General features: G+C 38.2%; 18 protein-coding genes. 17 read left to right on the top strand and 1 reads right to left on the bottom strand.

Annotation, left to right across the window (positions count from 1 at the left end; genetic code table 11):
* The first annotated feature begins 201 nt into the window (after window positions 1–201).
* From ACIQX2_RS08740 to ACIQX2_RS08660, 17 genes are all read left to right on the top strand, one after another.
* On the top strand, window positions 202–2,247 hold the full coding sequence (locus ACIQX2_RS08740; RefSeq protein WP_402848701.1) for a catalase: 2,046 nt from the start codon (window positions 202–204) through the stop codon (window positions 2,245–2,247).
* A gap of 217 nt (window positions 2,248–2,464) precedes the next feature.
* Complete coding sequence (locus tag ACIQX2_RS08735) at window positions 2,465–5,674, top strand: AfsR/SARP family transcriptional regulator (protein ID WP_402848698.1); 3,210 nt, start codon at window positions 2,465–2,467, stop codon at window positions 5,672–5,674.
* Window positions 5,675–5,720: 46 nt separating this feature from the next.
* Window positions 5,721–5,912: a hypothetical protein gene (locus ACIQX2_RS08730; protein WP_402848695.1), complete on the top strand. Its 192-nt coding sequence runs from the start codon at window positions 5,721–5,723 to the stop codon at window positions 5,910–5,912.
* Between the two features lie 293 nt (window positions 5,913–6,205).
* Window positions 6,206–7,456 carry a substrate-binding domain-containing protein gene (locus ACIQX2_RS08725; protein WP_402848692.1) on the top strand — a complete coding sequence of 417 codons (1,251 nt, stop codon included), beginning with the start codon at window positions 6,206–6,208 and terminating at the stop codon, window positions 7,454–7,456.
* 103 nt (window positions 7,457–7,559) lie between these two features.
* A complete protein-coding gene (locus tag ACIQX2_RS08720; protein WP_402848690.1) occupies window positions 7,560–8,327 on the top strand; it encodes an ABC transporter ATP-binding protein in 768 nt (255 codons plus the stop codon).
* Window positions 8,311–9,018: an ABC transporter ATP-binding protein gene (locus ACIQX2_RS08715; protein ID WP_402848687.1), complete on the top strand. Its 708-nt coding sequence runs from the start codon at window positions 8,311–8,313 to the stop codon at window positions 9,016–9,018. The genes ACIQX2_RS08720 and ACIQX2_RS08715 overlap by 17 nt, the downstream gene beginning before the upstream one ends.
* Window positions 9,019–9,030: 12 nt before the next feature.
* Window positions 9,031–9,891, top strand: coding sequence for a branched-chain amino acid ABC transporter permease (locus ACIQX2_RS08710; protein WP_093061108.1), 861 nt, complete (start codon window positions 9,031–9,033; stop codon window positions 9,889–9,891).
* Between the two features lie 6 nt (window positions 9,892–9,897).
* Window positions 9,898–10,902, top strand: coding sequence for a branched-chain amino acid ABC transporter permease (locus tag ACIQX2_RS08705; protein ID WP_402848683.1), 1,005 nt, complete (start codon window positions 9,898–9,900; stop codon window positions 10,900–10,902).
* Window positions 10,899–11,906 carry a 3-oxoacyl-ACP synthase gene (locus ACIQX2_RS08700; RefSeq protein ID WP_402848681.1) on the top strand — a complete coding sequence of 336 codons (1,008 nt, stop codon included), beginning with the start codon at window positions 10,899–10,901 and terminating at the stop codon, window positions 11,904–11,906. Before ACIQX2_RS08705 ends, ACIQX2_RS08700 begins: the two co-directional genes overlap by 4 nt.
* A gap of 13 nt (window positions 11,907–11,919) precedes the next feature.
* A complete protein-coding gene (phaZ, locus tag ACIQX2_RS08695) occupies window positions 11,920–12,822 on the top strand; it encodes an intracellular short-chain-length polyhydroxyalkanoate depolymerase (RefSeq protein WP_402848678.1) in 903 nt (300 codons plus the stop codon).
* Window positions 12,819–13,559: a 3-oxoacyl-ACP reductase FabG gene (gene fabG / locus ACIQX2_RS08690; RefSeq protein ID WP_402848676.1), complete on the top strand. Its 741-nt coding sequence runs from the start codon at window positions 12,819–12,821 to the stop codon at window positions 13,557–13,559. Before phaZ ends, fabG begins: the two co-directional genes overlap by 4 nt.
* Before the next feature lie 17 nt (window positions 13,560–13,576).
* Window positions 13,577–15,088, top strand: coding sequence for a class I adenylate-forming enzyme family protein (locus ACIQX2_RS08685; protein WP_402848673.1), 1,512 nt, complete (start codon window positions 13,577–13,579; stop codon window positions 15,086–15,088).
* 77 nt (window positions 15,089–15,165) lie between these two features.
* Window positions 15,166–15,786, top strand: a complete 621-nt coding sequence (locus ACIQX2_RS08680; RefSeq protein ID WP_402848670.1) for a hypothetical protein — start codon at window positions 15,166–15,168, stop codon at window positions 15,784–15,786.
* A 68-nt stretch (window positions 15,787–15,854) separates the two neighbouring features.
* The gene (locus ACIQX2_RS08675) at window positions 15,855–16,280 is read left to right on the top strand and encodes an acyl-CoA thioesterase (protein WP_402848668.1); all 426 of its coding nucleotides are present in this window, start codon (window positions 15,855–15,857) and stop codon (window positions 16,278–16,280) included.
* A complete protein-coding gene (locus ACIQX2_RS08670; protein WP_402848666.1) occupies window positions 16,281–16,586 on the top strand; it encodes a hypothetical protein in 306 nt (101 codons plus the stop codon).
* A gap of 236 nt (window positions 16,587–16,822) precedes the next feature.
* On the top strand, window positions 16,823–17,620 hold the full coding sequence (locus tag ACIQX2_RS08665; RefSeq protein WP_402848663.1) for an alpha/beta fold hydrolase: 798 nt from the start codon (window positions 16,823–16,825) through the stop codon (window positions 17,618–17,620).
* Window positions 17,621–17,861: 241 nt separating this feature from the next.
* Complete coding sequence (locus ACIQX2_RS08660) at window positions 17,862–18,413, top strand: GNAT family N-acetyltransferase (protein ID WP_402848660.1); 552 nt, start codon at window positions 17,862–17,864, stop codon at window positions 18,411–18,413.
* 184 nt (window positions 18,414–18,597) lie between these two features.
* On the opposite strand, the gene ACIQX2_RS08655 is transcribed toward ACIQX2_RS08660, so the two are convergent.
* Window positions 18,598–18,891 (bottom strand): HesB/YadR/YfhF family protein, encoded by a 294-nt coding sequence (locus ACIQX2_RS08655; RefSeq protein WP_402848657.1) that lies wholly within the window; start codon window positions 18,889–18,891, stop codon window positions 18,598–18,600.
* Window positions 18,892–18,905: the final 14 nt, after the last annotated feature.

Raw genomic sequence — 18,905 nt, 5'->3', positions numbered from 1 at the left:
CTATGAAAAAAGAGACTATTCCTTTTTAGGAATTAGTCTCTTTTTGATTGGATTGGACTATTTCATCTTACCTACCAAAATCCGTTCTGCTCTCACCAGGAAGAAATGTAAACCGTTGATACTTCAATGTTTATACAGGCACTATAGTGGAATAAGAGTCGCGTGTGACTCATACCATTTAATGATGGGGAGGGGTTTTATATGGATGAGCTTAATGATGAGAAGAACAGTAAAGACGAGCAATTAGAAGCGTTTCGGGTTGATGACAAAGGCAAAAAACTTACAACCAATCAAGGGTTAAAAGTGTCAGAAGATGAATTTTCATTAAAAGCGGGTGTGCGTGGGCCGACTCTAATGGAGGATTTTCATTTTCGCGAAAAATTAACGCACTTCGACCACGAGAGAATTCCAGAACGGGTCGTTCATGCACGTGGTTTTGGAGTGCATGGGGAATTTCAGTTATACAAAAACATGGAAAAGTATACAAGGGCAAAGTTCCTGCAAGATACGTCCAAAAAGACTCCCATATTTGTCCGATTTTCTACTGTAAATGGAGCACGTGGTTCTGCAGATACAGTTCGGGATGCCAGAGGATTTGCGACTAAATTCTATACGGAAGAAGGAAACTATGATCTAGTTGGTAATAATATTCCTGTCTTTTTCATTCAAGACGCCATTAAATTCCCAGATCTCGTGCATTCCTTTAAACCGGAGCCTGATAATGATATCCCGCAAGCCTCTACTGCCCACGACACGTTTTGGGATTTTGTAGCGAATAACCAGGAATCTGCACATATGATTATGTGGATTATGTCAGACCGCGCCATTCCACGTAGCTTTCGGATGATGGAAGGTTTTGGCGTCCATACTTTTCGTCTTGTCAATGATCAGGGGGTAGCCCATTTTGTGAAATTCCATTGGAAGCCTGCATTAGGAACGCATTCCTTTGTCTGGGATGAGGCCCGCAAACTGACAGGCATCGATCCTGACTATCATCGTAATGACTTATGGGGTGCTATTGAAAAAGGGTTTTACCCTGAATTCGAATTGGGCGTTCAGATTCTGGCCGAAGAGGACGAATTCAGTCTTGGGTTCGACATACTGGATGCGACAAAGATTTGGCCGGAAGAAGACATTCCAGTAACCATCATTGGAAAGATGACCCTGAATCGGAATGTAGACAATTTCTTTGCAGAAACGGAACAGGCTGCGTTTCATTTGGGCAATGTTGTACCTGGAATCGATTTTACTAATGATCCATTATTACAGGGACGCCTGTTTTCGTATTTAGATACTCAATTAATCCGTCTGGGCGGACCAAACTTTCATGAAATTCCAATTAACAGACCGGTTGTACCATTCCATAACAATCAACGGGATGGCTATCATCGCCAGACCATCAATCTCGGGAAAGTGAATTATCACAGAAACTCTTTGGCTGGTAACACCCCGGAGCCTGCTAGTGTGGAGGAAGGGGGATATGCCTCCTATCAGGAAAAAGTGGAAGGCGTTAAAATCCGTGCCCGAAGTGAGAGTTTTTCAGACCATTTTTCTCAGGCCACCCTTTTTTGGAACAGTATGAGCCCACCAGAAAAAATGCATATTATTGATGCATTCAGCTTCGAACTCGAGAAAGTCAAAAGTGACTCAGTAAAAAAACAGGTGGTAGATATGTTTGCCAATGTGAGTCTTGAATTAGCGACCGCCTTTGCGAAAAATATCGGGGTAAATCCACCTAAAGGGGGAGGTTCGACCATAACAAAATCTTCACCTGCCCTCAGTCAAGAGAATACAACAAAATCAGAAAAAACGCGTAAGGTCGCTGTAATACTTACGGATGGATTCAATGGTCCAGAGGTTAAATATGTGCTGGATAGATTGGTTAACGAAGGCATGATGCCGGAAATTATCAGTGAAAATATTGGAACAGTGCAGGGTACAGATGGATTTAACGTAAAAGTGGACCATACCTTTCTGACTGCGAAGTCGGTGTTATTTGATGCTGTCTATATGATAAGGGGAAGTTACAACAATAAAATGTTCAATAAAGATGCAGCCTACTTCATTGATGAGGCATTTTCACACTATAAGCCGATTGGTGCGACAGGTGAAGGCATCAAATGGTTGGAAGTAAATCATTTTGTAGGAAAACCGGGAGTAATTTCCGAAACTGACATTACAAAGTTTGTGCCAGAATTTGTTGAGGCGATTGCTGCCCACCGTTTCTGGCAGAGGATGTTAGTTTGATTAATTCCATCAGAAAAACAGTAAGATCTTAATAATTATTGTTTGATCTCTATATACATTTTCTATCGTTGAGCTGCTTAGACAGCTCTTTTTTCTTGTTTAACTAAATATCTCCTTGTGTATAAACTACTGAAATATTCGAATTGTTATTTTATTCAAAATATTTTTGTGGTAGGATTAAACTAACAGGTAATTGTCATTCACTAGGAGGTAAAAGATGGATCAGCCTACCATAATTTTGTCCAAATTAAGTGCGCCAGTACCGTCTTCTACTTATATGAGAAGAGCTTCATTGATGAAGAAACTAAAAACGAATACACATAAGAAGTTAACCTTATTACATAGCGGAGCAGGATATGGTAAAAGCTCCGCACTTGCTCAGTATTTTGCAGATTCGAGAGGACTTTATTCTTGGTATTCCATTACGGAGGAAGACGACGGCATCCTTCCTTTTCTTCGCCATCTCATTAGTAGCATACAAAATATTGTACCGACGTTCGGAAGAAGCTTTAAAACTAAAGACCTCATTTCAGCTTACCCAAAAGGATCCGAGCTTCAACAATTATATTCGCTATTTAGTAATGAATTAGCCAATATAGATGAGCCATTATCTATTGTGCTCGATGATTTCCATCTGGTTGACCATGTGTTTCATATCAATTATATAATGGAAAAGATAATAGAGTTTCTACCTCCCAATATTCATGTTGTTGTTTCCACTCGATTGCGACCAAGATGGTCTATCCTGTTAAAGTTAAAGCTGAGTGGGCAGTTGGTCGAAATTACGGAAAGTGATCTAATGTTCACAGAGGAAGAAATACTTGTCTTTTTTGAGGACTATTTTGATAAACCTATATCCATTCATGACGCTACCGAAATTATGAGACTGACGGAAGGTTGGGCTATCGCCATTCAGCTGATTGCTATGCAGCTAGCAGAGTCTAACAGGCAAATTAGCCAGCTAGTAAACCCTGCATTGAACGACTTATTTTCCTATTTATTAGAAGAAGTGTTTTTGCTGTTATCAAAAGAAGATCAGCAATCTCTTATAAATTTTAGTGTTTTTCCGTTATTTACAGTAACTGATATTCAAGATTTTTTTGATGAGAAAGAAGCAAAAAGTATGGAACGCCTTGCTGGTAGTCATGCTTTTATCCAGCCATTGGGTGATTCTAATACGTTTAGATTTCATTCGCTTTTCCAACAGTTTTTAGAAACAAAATCAAAACAAAAGGATATAAATGCCTTTTATGAAACGCATCGAAGAGCTGCTAGTTATTTTCAGGAAAAGGAAAACATCGTACAGGCCATTCATCATGCGGTAAAAGCTAATGATGAACGCTTTTTAGCGGAGCTTGTCACTATCTTTGCACCGAAAATGATCAAAGCCGGACAATTTGATTGGTTGCTCGATCTGATAGCAGATCAGTTATCAAAAGCGATGCGTGATCACTTTTACGAACTCTATTATTACGAGGGGGAGTGTCATCGGTACAAGGCCTTTTATGAAAAAGCAAGACTTTCCTATGAAGCTGCTTTAGAGAAAGCTTTCCAAAATGAAAACATATTATATATTAGTAGAGCTAATGCAGGTCTCGCACATATTTATCTGGATACTATTCAACCAGCGTTGGCACAGCCTTATTTAAAGGAAGCAATCGAGTGGGCTGAAAAAGGCAAAGACATCTCTCCTGTAGAAAGAGTTTTTTTGCAACAGTTGATGGCAGAAAACTTGGTCAATATAGGAAAAGCGAACGATGCGAAAGCTTGGATTGAAAATGAGCAGCTTAATCCAGCACTTTTAACCGAAGGAAATTTAGATGCAAGGATTTTACTGAGGACTGGAAAGCTGATTGAAGCTCAACAATTACTAGAAGGTAGGACTAGAGATGTGGATAGCTTACCGGATTCTCACCGGGAAACCGATGTGCTATTATCTTTTATCTATTCGCTTATTGGACAAGTTTCTCAAGCAAAAATAGCAGCCAATAAAGGAATTGAAACAGGGATTCGGGAAAAGTCTGGATTTGTAGAAGCAGTAGGTTTGATACGGCTTGGACATTCTGAAGTATTAACGGATGTATTTGAACTTGAAACACCGGAAGTATACTATTTACAAGCCATTCAAAAAATGGATGACTTGAATGTTTCGAGAGCAAAAGCAGAGCCATATATGGGACTTTCTATTTTAAAATCACGACAAGGCTTTTTTCGCGAAGCCATTGAATACGGAGAAAAAGGCTTACGGGAGACAAAAAAGGTAAATGACTACTGGCTATCTGCCTATATATTAATAGGTCTTGGAATCGTCTATTTGGAAAATAAAGCATATATTGAAGCTGTAGAACATCTAAAACAAGCTAACGAGCTTTTCTCTAATTGTGAGGATGTATATGGAGAAATGATCTCGCATTATTGGCTAATGCGAATTCACTATGTGTTAAATGATGGCTCTACATTCGGAGAGCATGCTAAGCACTTTATGGAATTATGTGCGATGCATAATTATTATTTCTTTTTATTAAATCGAACTGTTTTTGGACCGATTGATCTTCAAAGTAACTTTCCGATTTTGCAAAAGATTGATAAACTTCATCCTGACAATAAGTCTGTTCAACAAATCATCAGCAGGTTAAATATACAGAACGACATTAATTATCCTGGTTACACCCTTTATCTTCGTCTATTAGGACCATTCACATTATTTATGGGTAATGAAGAAGTAAATGATCGCAAATGGCAACGTGATAAATCAAAGGAATTAATGATGTACCTTTACTTACAAAACCATCGATATGTTCCAAAGGACGAATTAATACAAATGCTTTGGGGAGAAAGCGATACAAAAAAACTAGACCGAGATTTCAAGGTTACCCTGAATTCCTTGTTGAAAGTATTGGAACCAAACAGACAGGCAAGGGAAGAATCCTATTTTATATTGCGCAAGCAGTCGATGTACCGTTTAAATCCAAATGCGAATGTGGGAAGTGATTTGCATGATTTTAATAATATTGCACAGAAAGGTATGGAGGAAATTTCTCCTCCACTATCAAAAGAACTGTTACTAAAAGCGATCCATCTATATAAAGGTGAACTATTTGAGAACAGAATTGCGATTGAATGGATTTCCACGGAGCGAGACAAAGCACAGCAGTTATTCATTCAAGTTTTGGAAAGACTTTCTCAAACCTACACGAGATTAAAAGAATTCGAGAAAACAATCTATTGGGCGGAAAAACTATTATCATACGATCCAACCTGGGAGGAAGCCTACCGTTTGCTGATGTTTGCCTACTATCAGCTACAAAACAGAAGCCAGTCGGTTAAATGGTTTGATCGCTGTGTGGAAGTACTTGAGAAAGAACTTAATATAGAACCAATGCCTACCACCATTCAAATGTTTGAAATGATTACAGGCTACGAATAAAAGCAGAAAGCAATTTTCTGCTTTTTTTAGTGTAGATGAGAAAAATATGTTATTTCAACTAAACCGTTCATTATTCCAACTAAACGCTCCAAAATTCCCACTTGCAACTCGATTTTTCCAACTGGAGTCCTTTAAATTCCAACTAACAGTAAGTGCAGCTGGTTTAGCTGCTGCAATTGCGAAAGCTCGTCACAGAAAGTTCAAAACCTTTTGCTCCTGCGCAAGCTCGTCGCAGTAAGGTCAAGATCTTTTGCTCCTGCGCGAAGCTCGTCGCAGAAAGTTCAAAACCTTTTGCTCCTGCGCAAGCTCGTCGCAGTAAAACCTTTTGCATCTGCGCACAGCTCGATGCAGAAAATCTTTGACTCTTTCGCAAAAGCTCAGAGCAAAGATTTTTGCTCCTGCGCGAAGCTCTTCGCAAATAAATTCAGGCTCAAGGGAGCCTGAATTTATTTGTAACTCTTTTGTAACTCTCCTTTTGTAAGATGAAACAGAAGTATGGTAACGCTTACAAAATTGTTGAGGGGGATGTACATGGCTAGAAAGTGGAAATTATTAATAACTCTCTTATTTTTATTGTTGGTTAGTGCAGCTTGTAGTGATAAACAAAGCACAACAACTAAGGATACAGAGGGCGAAAAGACGCCGACTTCTGGAGAGGTAACTGAAGAAGGTGGAACGATTAAAATTGGGGTACTTGCTTCATTAACCGGTGCTTTAGAATCTTACGGGAAGCAAACAAAAAATGGATTTGAACTAGGTTTGGAATACGCTACGAACGGGACAATGGAAGTAGCAGGGAAGAAAATTGAAGTTGTTTTTGAAGATACAGAAACGAAGCCAGAAGTTGCAGTACAAAAAGCTACGAAACTATTAGAAGAAGATGAGGTTGATTTCTTAGTTGGATCTTCAAGCTCAGGGGATACACTAGCAGTACTTCCGTTAGCGGAAGAATATGAAAAAATTATGGTTGTTGAACCGGCTGTAGCAGACAGCATCACTGGATCCGAATTTAATCCTTATCTTTTTAGAACTGGACGTAACTCTTCACAGGATGCTGTAGCAGGTGCTGCGGCTATCGCTAAGCCAGGCGTGAAGATTGCTACATTCGCACCAGATTACTCATTTGGATGGGACGGCGTAGCTGCATTTAAAGCTGCTGCAGAGAAATTAGGTGCAGAAGTCGTTGTAGAAGAGTTCGCAGATCCAGCGGCTACAGATTTCACGTCAAATTTACAAAAAATTATTCAAGCAAAACCTGATTACTTATTTGTTGTATGGGCAGGAGCTAACTCACCTTGGAACCAAATAGCAGATTTGAAGTTACAGGAAAATGGCATCAAAATTTCTACAGGAGCACCTGATATTCCAGCACTTTCTGTGATGGAGCCACTTGTAGGAATGGAAGGTTTCTCTGTTTATTATCACACACTACCAGATAATGAAATTAATGATTGGTTAGTAGATGAACATAAGAAACGTTTTAACGGAGCAGTGCCTGATCTGTTTACACCAGGAGGTATGACTGCTGCAATTTCTATCGTGGAAGCATTAAAAAAATCAGAAGGAAATGCAGATGCCAATGAATTAATCAAAATCATGGAAGGTATGTCATTTGAAACGCCGAAAGGAACAATGACGTTCCGTCCTGAGGACCATCAAGCAATGCAAACTCTGTATTCGATTAAGCTAGAAAAACAAGACGGTGTGGACTATCCAGTACCAGTTCTTATAAGAGAGCTCTCACCAGAAGAAACGGAGCCACCAATATTAAATAATAAGTAACTAATACGAAAGTGACGACCAATCATCTTTGGTCGCTCACTCTCCATAGGATAGAGCAAATTCTCTATCTTATGGAGAGTGATTTATGAAAGGGGCTTAAAGGATGGAACCAATATTGCGTACAGAAAACTTAACGATAAAGTTTGGTGGGCAGACTGCTGTAGATAATGTCAATTTTACAGTGCCAGAAAAGCATTTTAAATCGATTATCGGACCTAATGGAGCTGGCAAGACTACTTTTTTTAATCTCATAAGTGGGGAACTAAAACCAACGAATGGTGATGTATTTTTTAGAGAGGAATCGCTAGCTGGAAAATCCTCTGTTGCACGAACTAGAAAAGGACTAGGAAGGTCATTTCAAATAACGAACGTTTTTCCGAATCTTACAGTAATAGAAAATGTTCGCTTAGCAGTTCAATCAAAAGAAAAAATTAGATATCAATTTTTCCGTCATTTTACTTCGTACAAGGATTTACAAATCCAAGCAGAAAAGTTACTTGAAATCGTTTTACTATCAAGCAAAGCAAATGCATTTGCCACACAGCTCTCGCATGGAGAAAAGCGAAAGTTAGAGATTGCTATGCTGCTAGCTTTAGACACCGAAGTATTACTGCTCGATGAACCTACTGCTGGGATGTCATTAGAAGAGGTGCCAGCAATTTTAGATGTAATCAAACAGATCAAACAAACGGGTGAAAGAACGATATTGCTGATCGAACACAAAATGGATATGATTATGGACTTATCTGATTCGATCATGGTGTTGTTCAATGGTCGTTTACTTGCGGACGGAACACCAAAGGATATTATGAACAATGAAACCGTTCAACATGCTTATTTAGGAGGATTATACGATGAGCATCTTGCTTAAAGTGGACAATGTGCATACACATATTGGCCAATATCACATTTTACAGGGAGTTTCCTTCGAGGCAAAAGCCGGTGAGGTCAGTGTATTACTTGGACGAAATGGTGCAGGAAAAACGACCACCTTAAAAACAATCATGGGCCTTACTCCTGCCACTTCGGGTAAAATCACATTTGACAATAAATCGATTGAGAAGAATCCAACCTACGATATTGCCACAGGCGGAATTGGGTATGTACCAGAGGATCAAGGAATTTTCGGTGCATTAACAGTGGAAGAAAACCTGAAAGTAGCTATGAGAAAAGAAGATGATGCAGCTTTAGCAAGACAGGAATATGTATTAGACCTATTTCCGGATTTAAAAAAGTATTGGAAAAAAGATGGCGGTCATTTATCCGGAGGTCAAAAGCAAATGCTCTCGATGGCAAGAGCATTTGTGAACGAAAGCAAATTGCTATTGATTGACGAACCTTCGAAAGGTCTGGCACCGGTAGTTATTGAAAAAGTTATGGAAGCAATTAATGAAATGAAAAAACAAACTACAATCATCCTCGTGGAACAAAATTTTATTATGGCTAGCAAAATTGGGGATACATACACACTAATCGACGATGGAGAAACAGTTCAATCAGGTCTTATGCGAGAACTGATTGACAATGAAGAACTCAAACGGAAGTATTTAGGAATCGGCTAAGGAGGTTATCAAATGGAGTTACTCATAAACTTATTGATCAATGGTTTAGCAACGGGAATGTTGATATTTCTTTTAGCTGCTGGACTGACGTTAATATTCGGTTTAATGGATGTATTAAATTTTGCCCATGGTGGACTTTTTGCTTGGGGTGCGTTTTCAGGCGTTTGGTTTTATGGGTTAACAAATAGTTTTACCCTTGCAATACTTGGAGCCATATTAACAGGAGTTGTGCTCGGCTTTATAACCGAAAAGCTCATTATTAAACCTGTGTATGGAAATCATGTACAACAAATACTGATCACACTTGGATTTATGATCGTATTATCCGAAATGCTGAAGGTCGTTTTTGGACCAAATCAGCTCGCAGCTAAAACACCACCACTATTAGCAGGTAGCTGGGAAATCGGCGATGTAATCATTATTAAGTACCGATTATTTATCATTATCATCGGTTTTATCGTGTTTGGTATTTTCCAATTCATCTTAAAACGTACGAAGATCGGCTTAGTCGTTCGTGCAGGGGTTATGAACAAGGAAATGGTGCAAGCGCTCGGAATTAATATTAAGAAAGTTTTCTTATATGTATTTATGGCAGGTGCGGCATTAGCTGCTTTAAGTGGTGTGCTTATGGCACCCTATTCTGGTGTTATTTATGCGGAGATGGGGATGGAATTTGCTATTCTCGCTTTCATCGTTGTCGTTATTGGAGGAATGGGCAGTTTTCCAGGTTCTCTTCTAGCTGCGATTCTAGTAGGGCTTGCTGGTAGCTTTATGGCTTACTATGTTCCAGCTTTATCGCTTGCGGTCAATATGATGCTTATGGCAATCGTATTAATATTCCGTCCGCAAGGTTTGTTCACAGCGAAAGGATGATGCAAAATGAAGTCAGCATTCCAAGTTAATAAAATACTATTATTTGTTATTGTCGCTGCTTTAGCAGTTTTCCCTTTTGTTTCGGATTCTCGCACATGGACTATTTTACTAACTCAAATATTTATCTTTTCAATTCTAGCAATGAGCTATGATATTTTACTAGGATATACCGGTATAGTTTCTTTCGGTCATGCGATGTTTTTCGGGATGGGAGCTTATGCCACTGCAATTATGCTCGATCGTTTTGAACCAACCGTTGGAATATTTGTTTTATCAATTGTGGTAGGAATGTGTATTGCCGGAATAATAAGCTTTTTAGTAGGACTGCTTACATTGAGATTGAAAAGTCATTTCTTTGCCATGCTGACAATGGCAGTCTCTGGCTTGTTTTTAGTATTAGCAGAGAAATGGAGAACGTTAACATTTGGCAACGATGGATTTACCTTTCGAGCACCTGATTTTTTTAAAGATCGCATGATGTATTATTTGCTCGTTCTAGGCTGTTTAGTATTAGTGTACCTCTTCTTACGTAGATTTGTAGATTCCCCATTAGGAAGGGTATTAATAGCCGTACGGGAAAATGAACAACGGACGAAATCTTTAGGCTTCCAGACACTGCATTATAAAGTAATAGCTTCTGTTGTCGCGGGTGTAATTGCCAGCTTAGCAGGATCTCTTTATGCTGTTTCACTAAGATTCGTCAATACAAGTGTGCTAACGATGGACATAACTTTGGATGCTCTACTTATGACGATCATTGGAGGGGTTGGAACGTTAATTGGACCGATTATTGGTGCAGGGGTGATTGAGTTAGCTCAGCATTACTTATCTGGTCTTGCCAAGGAACATCCAATATTCGAACGTTGGATTATTTTCTTTGGAATAGTATATATACTAGCCGTTATTTTCTTCCCTCGGGGAATTGTTGGGACTGTTAAGCATTTGTTTTGGAAGAAAAAGAATCCGATAAAAATTTCTCTTGCCCCTAAAAGAAAGGGGTTAGTAAAATGACCATTGGAATTGCCAGTACAGGTGTTTATATTCCAGAAAGTGTGATGACCGCTGAAGAAATTGCCGAACAATCTGGTTTACCGATATTCGTAGTTAAAAACAAAATGGGAATAACAAAGAAGCCTATACCTGGACCAGAGGATCATACGGTAGCGATGGCCATTAGAGCTGCGGAAAAAGCTTTGCAAAAAGAAAATATAGATCCTAAAGTCATTGACCTAATCATTTATATTGGCGAAGAGCATAAAGAGTATCCGTTATGGACAGCTGCTATAAAAATTCAAGAAGAGCTTGGTGCTTATCATGCATGGGCGTTCGATGTTGCTTTACGCTGCGGAACGACCATTATGGCCATTAAAGTGGCAAAAAGCTTGATGCAATCAGATCCGACGATAAACACAGTACTATTAGCAGGTGGTTATCGAAACAGTGATTTGATTGATTATACGAACGACCGAACAAGGTTTATGTTTAATCTAGGTGCAGGTGGAGCCGCAATGATTTTAAAGAAAAACTATTCAGAGAATACTATTTTAGAATCGGATTTAATAACAGACGGTTCCTTTTCCGAGGATGTACTTGTTCCTGTTGGGGGAACCAAGGAACCTTTGACCTCTGAGCATTTAGAAAAAGGACTTTATCGGTTGGACGTGATCGATCCAGTAGGCATGAAAGCAAGACTTGAACAGAAATCCATGCAAAACTTTTTACTCGTTATAAGAAATGCATTGACGAAAAGTGGCTACTCCGAAAAAGACATAAACTATTTAGCCATTCTTCACATGAAAAAGTCTGCACACGATTTTGTGTTAAATGAATTAGGTTTAACGAGCGAGAAATCTATTTACTTGAGTGATTACGGACACATTGGACAAATGGATCAAATAATTTCGCTAGAGCTTGCGCAGCAAACAGGAAAACTAAAAAATGGCGATATTGTAGTTTTAGTAAGCGCGGGTATTGGCTATGCATGGGGAGCAGTAGTAATTAAATGGGGACAATAAAAGGAGGGTGTATATGAGTTTACCTAATATTTCACTGTCAAATGGAGAGAAGATTGCTTACCGAGTACGTCCGGGTGGAGAGGAAACAATCGTGCTCGTCCATGGAAATATGACCTCATCGAAGCATTGGGATGTGTTAATCGATAAGTTGGATCAAAGATTTACTATATACGCAGTTGACTTAAGAGGCTTCGGTGAATCGACTTATCACAAACGAATTCAAGGAATAAAAGATTTTTCGGATGATTTAAGTGAAGTAATTGTTGCATTAAATATACAAAAGTTCTATTTGATCGGTTGGTCTACTGGTGGTGCAATTTGTATGCAATATGTAGTGGACCATCCAGCTCGCTGTGAAAAGCTCGTGTTGCTCGCATCCGCATCGACAAGAGGATACCCATTCTATGGGGTACAAGAAGACGGTACACCAGACCTAAACCGCAGACTAAAAACCATTGAAGATGTGGAAGAAGATCCAAATAAGACGCTCATCGTTCAAGGGTTATATGATACAGCGAACAAAGATGGACTAAAGGCGATCTGGAATGCAGCAATCTATTCTCATAAGCAACCCGATGACGCTGCCTATGACAGCTATCTAGATGATATGCTGACACAACGAAACCTAGCAGATGTGTACCATGCCCTAAATACGTTTAATATTAGCGGTACTAATAATGGTCTAACAGAAGGTACAGACAAAGCAAGGAATATTACTATACCAGTACTTATTTTAAGAGGAGATCGGGACTATGTTGTGTCCGAACAGATGACGCAAGAGATTGTTGCAGATTTAGGAGACAATGCGACGTATATTCCATTAATCGATTGTGGACACTCTCCATTAATTGATGATCTAGAGCAGCTTACTAACAGAATCGAAGCATTTTTAGTAAAAGGGGACGACAGACGATGAGATTAAAGGATAAAGTAGCGATCATCACTGGGGCCGCTAATGGAATTGGATTGGCTGCTGCAGAGCGATTTTCAGAGGAAGGAGCAAAGGTTGTATTAGCCGATTATGATGCTGAGGCAGGAGCGGCACAAGAAAAAGAACTAACTAAACTTGGCTATGAAGTTAGCTTCATTCAAGTAGATGTGGCGAATAGGCAAAGCGTAGATGCGCTAATAGAGCAAACAATAAATCATTTTGGGCAAATAGATATCCTTATTAATAATGCAGGTATTACGAGGGATGCCATGCTAACGAAAATGTCAGCAGAGGACTTTTCAACCGTACTACATGTGAACATAACAGGTGTGTTTAATTGTACACAGGCAGTGGTTCCACATTTGGTGAAACAGGGTCACGGTAAAATTATTAATACGTCCTCAGTTAGTGGTGTATATGGAAATGTGGGTCAAACAAATTATGCTGCATCCAAAGCTGCCGTAATTGGAATGACCAAAACATGGGCAAAAGAGCTAGGAAGAAAAGGGATAAATGTAAATGCAGTAGCACCTGGATTTACAAACACTGCAATGGTAGCGAAAATGCCAGAAAACATTATTAACCAAATGAAATCAGTTGTATCTTTACAGCGACTTGGTGAACCAAGAGATATTGCAAATGCTTATTTGTTTTTAGCTTCGGAGGAATCCAGTTATGTGCATGGTCATGTATTACAAGTGGATGGCGGTATTATGATGTGATAAGGGGGCTGTACCATATGTATACAGAACAAGCATGGATATATAAACGTGCAGCACTGAGTCAAACAAAGACTGCTCTTATTGATAGTTGCACAGGCATAAAATGGAGCTACGAGGAGCTAACCAGTCAGATATCTAAGTGGTCACAATATTTTCGGCAACAGGATTATCGGAAAGGCGATCGTATCGTCGTTTTGTCTCAAAACAGGATTGAACTATTTGCCATTCTATTTGCTTGTGGGATGAATGGTCTTATATACGTACCACTTAATTTTCGTTTAAGTAAAAGAGAGCTACAGTATATTTTAGATGATTGTAAGCCCGTACTTATTATTTGTGATGAGGAGCATCAACCCATTGGAGAAGCATTTTCGGATATATCATTAGCATTAATAACGAAAACACTTGAATTTTCAGTTGGTCCTTCTACTCTTCTTAAATGGAGTGCTACAGATCCTTGGATGATAATTTACACGGGAGGAACTACAGGGAAGCCAAAAGGGGTTGTTCTATCTTTTAATGCAGTTAACTGGAATGCATTGAATACGATTACCAGCTGGGGACTCAATGATACTGATTGTACGTTAAATTATATGCCCATGTTCCATACAGGCGGGGTTAATGCCTTATGTATACCGATTCTAATGGCTGGCGGAACGGTCGTTATCGGAAGTCGTTTTCAAGCCGAGGAAGCGTTGAGAGCGTTAAATACATACAAGACAACCATTTCTCTTTTCGTTCCAACGATGTATCAAACCATGCTAGAGACGGAGTATTATAAAACGGCTACTTTTCCAACGGTAAAGGTTTTTCTAGCAGGTGGTGCACCATGTCCTCATTCTATTTATGATAGGTTTCAGGAGAAAGGGATTCTATTTAAAGAAGGATATGGATTAACAGAAGCAGGTCCTAATAATTTTTATATTGATTCGTCTCTTGCTTATAGTAAAAAAGGATCTGTTGGGAAAAGTATGCTATTCAACGATGTGAAAATTATTAACGGGGAAGGTCTTGAATGTGGAGTAGATGAAGTTGGAGAGCTTTATATATCTGGCAAACATTTATTCACCCATTACTGGAATAATGAAAATGAAACAGAGCATACGCTTAGAGACGGTTGGTTAAGATCCGGAGACTTAGCAAAATTCGATAGAGATGGATATTACTATATCGTCGGTAGAAAAAAGGAAATGATTATTACGGGTGGGGAGAATGTATATCCACAGGAAGTGGAGCAGTGTCTCCTGTTGCACAAGCATGTTCGAGAAGCGGCAGTTATAGGCGTCTCGGATAAAAAATGGGGAGAATGCGTAACTGCTTTTGTTTGTCCAACTGCTCCAACGCTTTCTTTTGAGGAGGAGTTAATCTCCCATTGCAAAAATTATTTAGGCAGTTATAAAGTTCCTAAGAAGATTATTTTTGTAGAGGAATTGCCGCGAACAGACGTAGGGAAAATTGATAAAAAGAAGTTATATGAATTGGCTATGGAAGAGGCAAATATAGTTACTGAAAAGAGGGGTTCGGTGTAATTCTAGCCGAACTTTTTACTATGTAAACAATGATGCTAATTTAGTTTATACTTAAAGGAACAAGGAGGAGGAGTTCCATGCTTTTGAATCTATTTAAAAAGAAAGATCCTGTTGAAGCATTTTGGCAATACTTTAAGGACCATGAAAAAGAATTGTATAATTTCCGGGATGAGTATATAGAAAAGCTTTTTGGAGATTTACATAAATTGATAAGCAAAGTTAATAAACAGTTAGTCTTTTCCATGCCTAAACAATTGGTCGATGAAAAAAGAGAATTTACAATTAGTGCTAGCTCCATCGGAAAAAACTTTCCCGATGTCATCCGATTAGTAGGTGCGGCTCCACATATGGACAGATTTACAATTATTGCATTCAACCAACGAAATGATGATGAATACGGAACGACCAGCAATGATATTGAACTTACGCGAGATGATGTCTTTTTCAGCTATACATATGATGCGGAACTACCAGCATTTTACCTTGAGCTTTATATAAAAGGGTTCCAGGAAGATAATGATGATTATTATGAAGTAGCTTTAGAATTGCTAGAGATTGTTGTTGGGGAATATGTGCTCGGTACGAAGATAACGGAAATCGGCTTTAATAAGTTTATTTCAGCTGATGAACTTATACCAATTAATGAATTGCCTAACATTTTAGAATCTATTAAAGGGGAAAATTATCTCAAGGGTTAATTCGACGAGTTTTCCTAAGCAGTTTTTTTCATTTTTCTTTAGTATAATAGGCACTGAGGTGACCATAGATGTTTTTAAGTGAAAAAGAAATTGAAGTACGCTATGCCGAAACTGATCAAATGGGGGTCGTTTACCATGCGAACTATGTTATTTGGTTAGAAATAGGCAGAACCCAGCTCATCAGAGATTTAGGATTCTCGTATGCAGGGCTGGAGCAGGACGGATACATATCCCCAGTAACGAATGTAAACGTGAATTATAAAACTCCTGTTAAATACGGGGAAACCGTTATGATCCGAACATGGATTGAAAAACATAGTAAGCTCCGTACAACATATGGCTATGAGATTGTTCATGCAGATGGTTCCGTTGCTTGTACTGCAACTTCTGAGCATGTAATTGTGAAAAAGGATAACTTCCGTCCTGTATCTCTTAAAAAAGTTCATGAAGCATGGGATGCAAAATATGCGGAAATAGCTAAGGTGAATGCGTAAATGGCATTTGGTATAAAACGACACGAATTAAATACGTGGAAAAAAGACGTTCAAAACGGAAAAATTGCTTTTTTAACCCATTATTGGATAGACGAACGATTTCCCGGCTGTAACACTGTCACTAAAGTTGGCTGCAATGATATCCAAAAGTTAATCGCCTGGGGCAATCAGCATGGATTACAGCCAGAATGGATCGACTACAAGGAAGGCTTTCCCCATTATGATTTATTCGGTAAATACGAATTAGAGATTTTGGAAAAAGAAGGACTGAAGGAGCAGCTAGAAAGATTTAATAAAAACTTGTGATTATCAATAGTAAAGTTTATAAAAACAGCTTGTGAAATTGAGAAATCACAGGCTGTTTTTACTTGTTCATTTAACAAAGTTTTATTAAGAACACTACTGTAGTCTCGCTAAGAAGTTAGTTGAGTTGGATATTTATGTTAAATTCATTATAAAGATGCGGAAGCAATACACTTAAACTTACGTAAACAGTTTAGTAGAAAAAGAAATAGATAGATTTACAGAGGGGGAAACTCATTATGTCAAAATGGAAAAGAGAGATGATTAAAACTTCCCGTGGATACTTTGAGGTTTTTGTAAAAGGTGAGGGGGAACCTGTTTGTATAACTCATCACTATTCGGAATTTAATAATTCTGGAGACTATTTCGCCGAAACATTTACAGACAATTACAAAGTTTTTTTAGTTAACTTAAAAGATGCAGGAAGCTCTGACAAAGCAAAGCATGGCTATGAATTAAGCATGGTAGATGCAGTACTTGACCTTGAAGAAATTCGCAAAACAAAGGGTTTCTCTTCATGGACATTCGCTGGACATTCAACAGGGGGAATGATTGGCGTGCTATATGGTATTCATTTTTCATCCTCTTTAAAATCTCTTTTACTTGTAAGCTCTTCTGCAAGAGAATGCAGCTCATCTTCTAGTAAGTGTATTTATAATGAGGGGCATCCAAAATATAAGAGAAGGCAAGAATTGATGGTACTTTTAAAACTTCAAAGCCTAGAAAAAGATGAGCGGAGTGTGTTTAGTAAAGAAAGAACTCAATTATCCTTATTCAAACCTGAAAATTATGAACTATATTTTTCGAAAAATATCATGAAAAAAATATCTTCTAATAGATTAAACTTTTTTAGTAGAGAACAGCTGATTTTTGATGTAACTCGCAAATTATCAGCTATCAAAACAAGAACTATCATTCTTTGTGGAAGACATGATGTTCAGTGTCCTGTGGACTTCTCTATTGAAATGAGCAAATTAATTCCAGAAACGTCCTTACATATTTTTGAACAAAGCAATCATTATCCTTTTTTAGAGTAAGAAGTCGAATTTAAGCGTGTTCTACAAAATCTTATGTTGTATTAATCTATTTCAACGGTCGCTTTAATTTTAACAAGATTTCTGGTAATAAAATTCAAAACGAAGCATTATAGATGGTATTACTATAAAAACGCTTTGAGTTCCTACCAAACCTCAAAGTAATGCAGCCGAAAAGGACAATATTTTATATGAAGATGATTAGAATTAGTAACAAAACAATGAGTAGAAGGTGGCAAATACAGTGCAAAATAAATTTCCAATTCTTGAAACTAATAGATTAATTTTAAGAGAAGTAATAGAGGAAGATGCTGAGGATATGTTTCAATATTTATCTGATAAAGATGTGGTGAAACCCATGGGGTTATCACCTTTTGAAACAGTAAACGATGTATTGGATGAAGTTGGTTGGTATAAATCTATATACATAGAAGGTACAGGAATTAGATGGGGAATTACACTAAAGGACTCTGGTAAAGTTATAGGAAGTTGTGGTTTTCTTAATATGCTTACCAAACATTATCGAGCTGAAGTTGGATATGAATTAAGCAAAGATTACTGGAGTAGAGGAATAGCTAGTGAAGCATTGGAAGCCGTTGTAAAGTACGGTTATCAACACTTTCAGTTAGAAAGAATTGAGGCATTAATTGAACCGACTAATCTTCCCTCACAAAAACTAGTAGAAAAGCTAGGCTTTAAAAGAGAAGGGTTACTTAGACATTATGAATATACATGTGGTAAATTCGATGATTTATATATGTACTCGATCATAAAGGAAGATACCAACCTTAGTTAGAGCGAAATAGACTATGTATAAGCTTTTGCTCATCTTTTCTTTGGTTACTGATCAGGTTAATCTCCTCCTCGTACTTGATTTTCTATTCTTTATTCCAAAAAACCTTATTAAGATATGGTAAAAAGAATGGAATCACGAAGTCATTACTTTCGCTAATCATGTAAAAAAGCGTAGCCACAAAGGGTTACGCTTTTTTATATGCATATGTTAGTTCGTCTTTTTTTGGATCTAGCTCTACATAGAGATCATGACCATCAAAATACCATTCATCTGTTTCTTCAATAAAAAATAAAATTTCCTCTACTTTATAGGTCACTGTTGGCTCAAATGGAGTATCCTTTGTAACACCTAAAGAAAAACCTTCATGCAGTGGACTTGATCCACCATACCGGGCAAAAAAGCGAATGGTGTCGCCTTTTACTGCTTCCATTTCCTTATGAAACCAATTCATCGCGTCAGCTGAAATTAGTATTTTCATACGTACCACCACAC

Origin of the sequence: Psychrobacillus sp. NPDC096623 (genome assembly GCF_044762655.1) — a bacterium.
In the GTDB taxonomy this organism is placed as follows: domain Bacteria; phylum Bacillota; class Bacilli; order Bacillales_A; family Planococcaceae; genus Psychrobacillus.
Note: the sequence above shows the minus strand (reverse complement) of the source record. Positions and strands in the feature narration are given on the sequence as shown.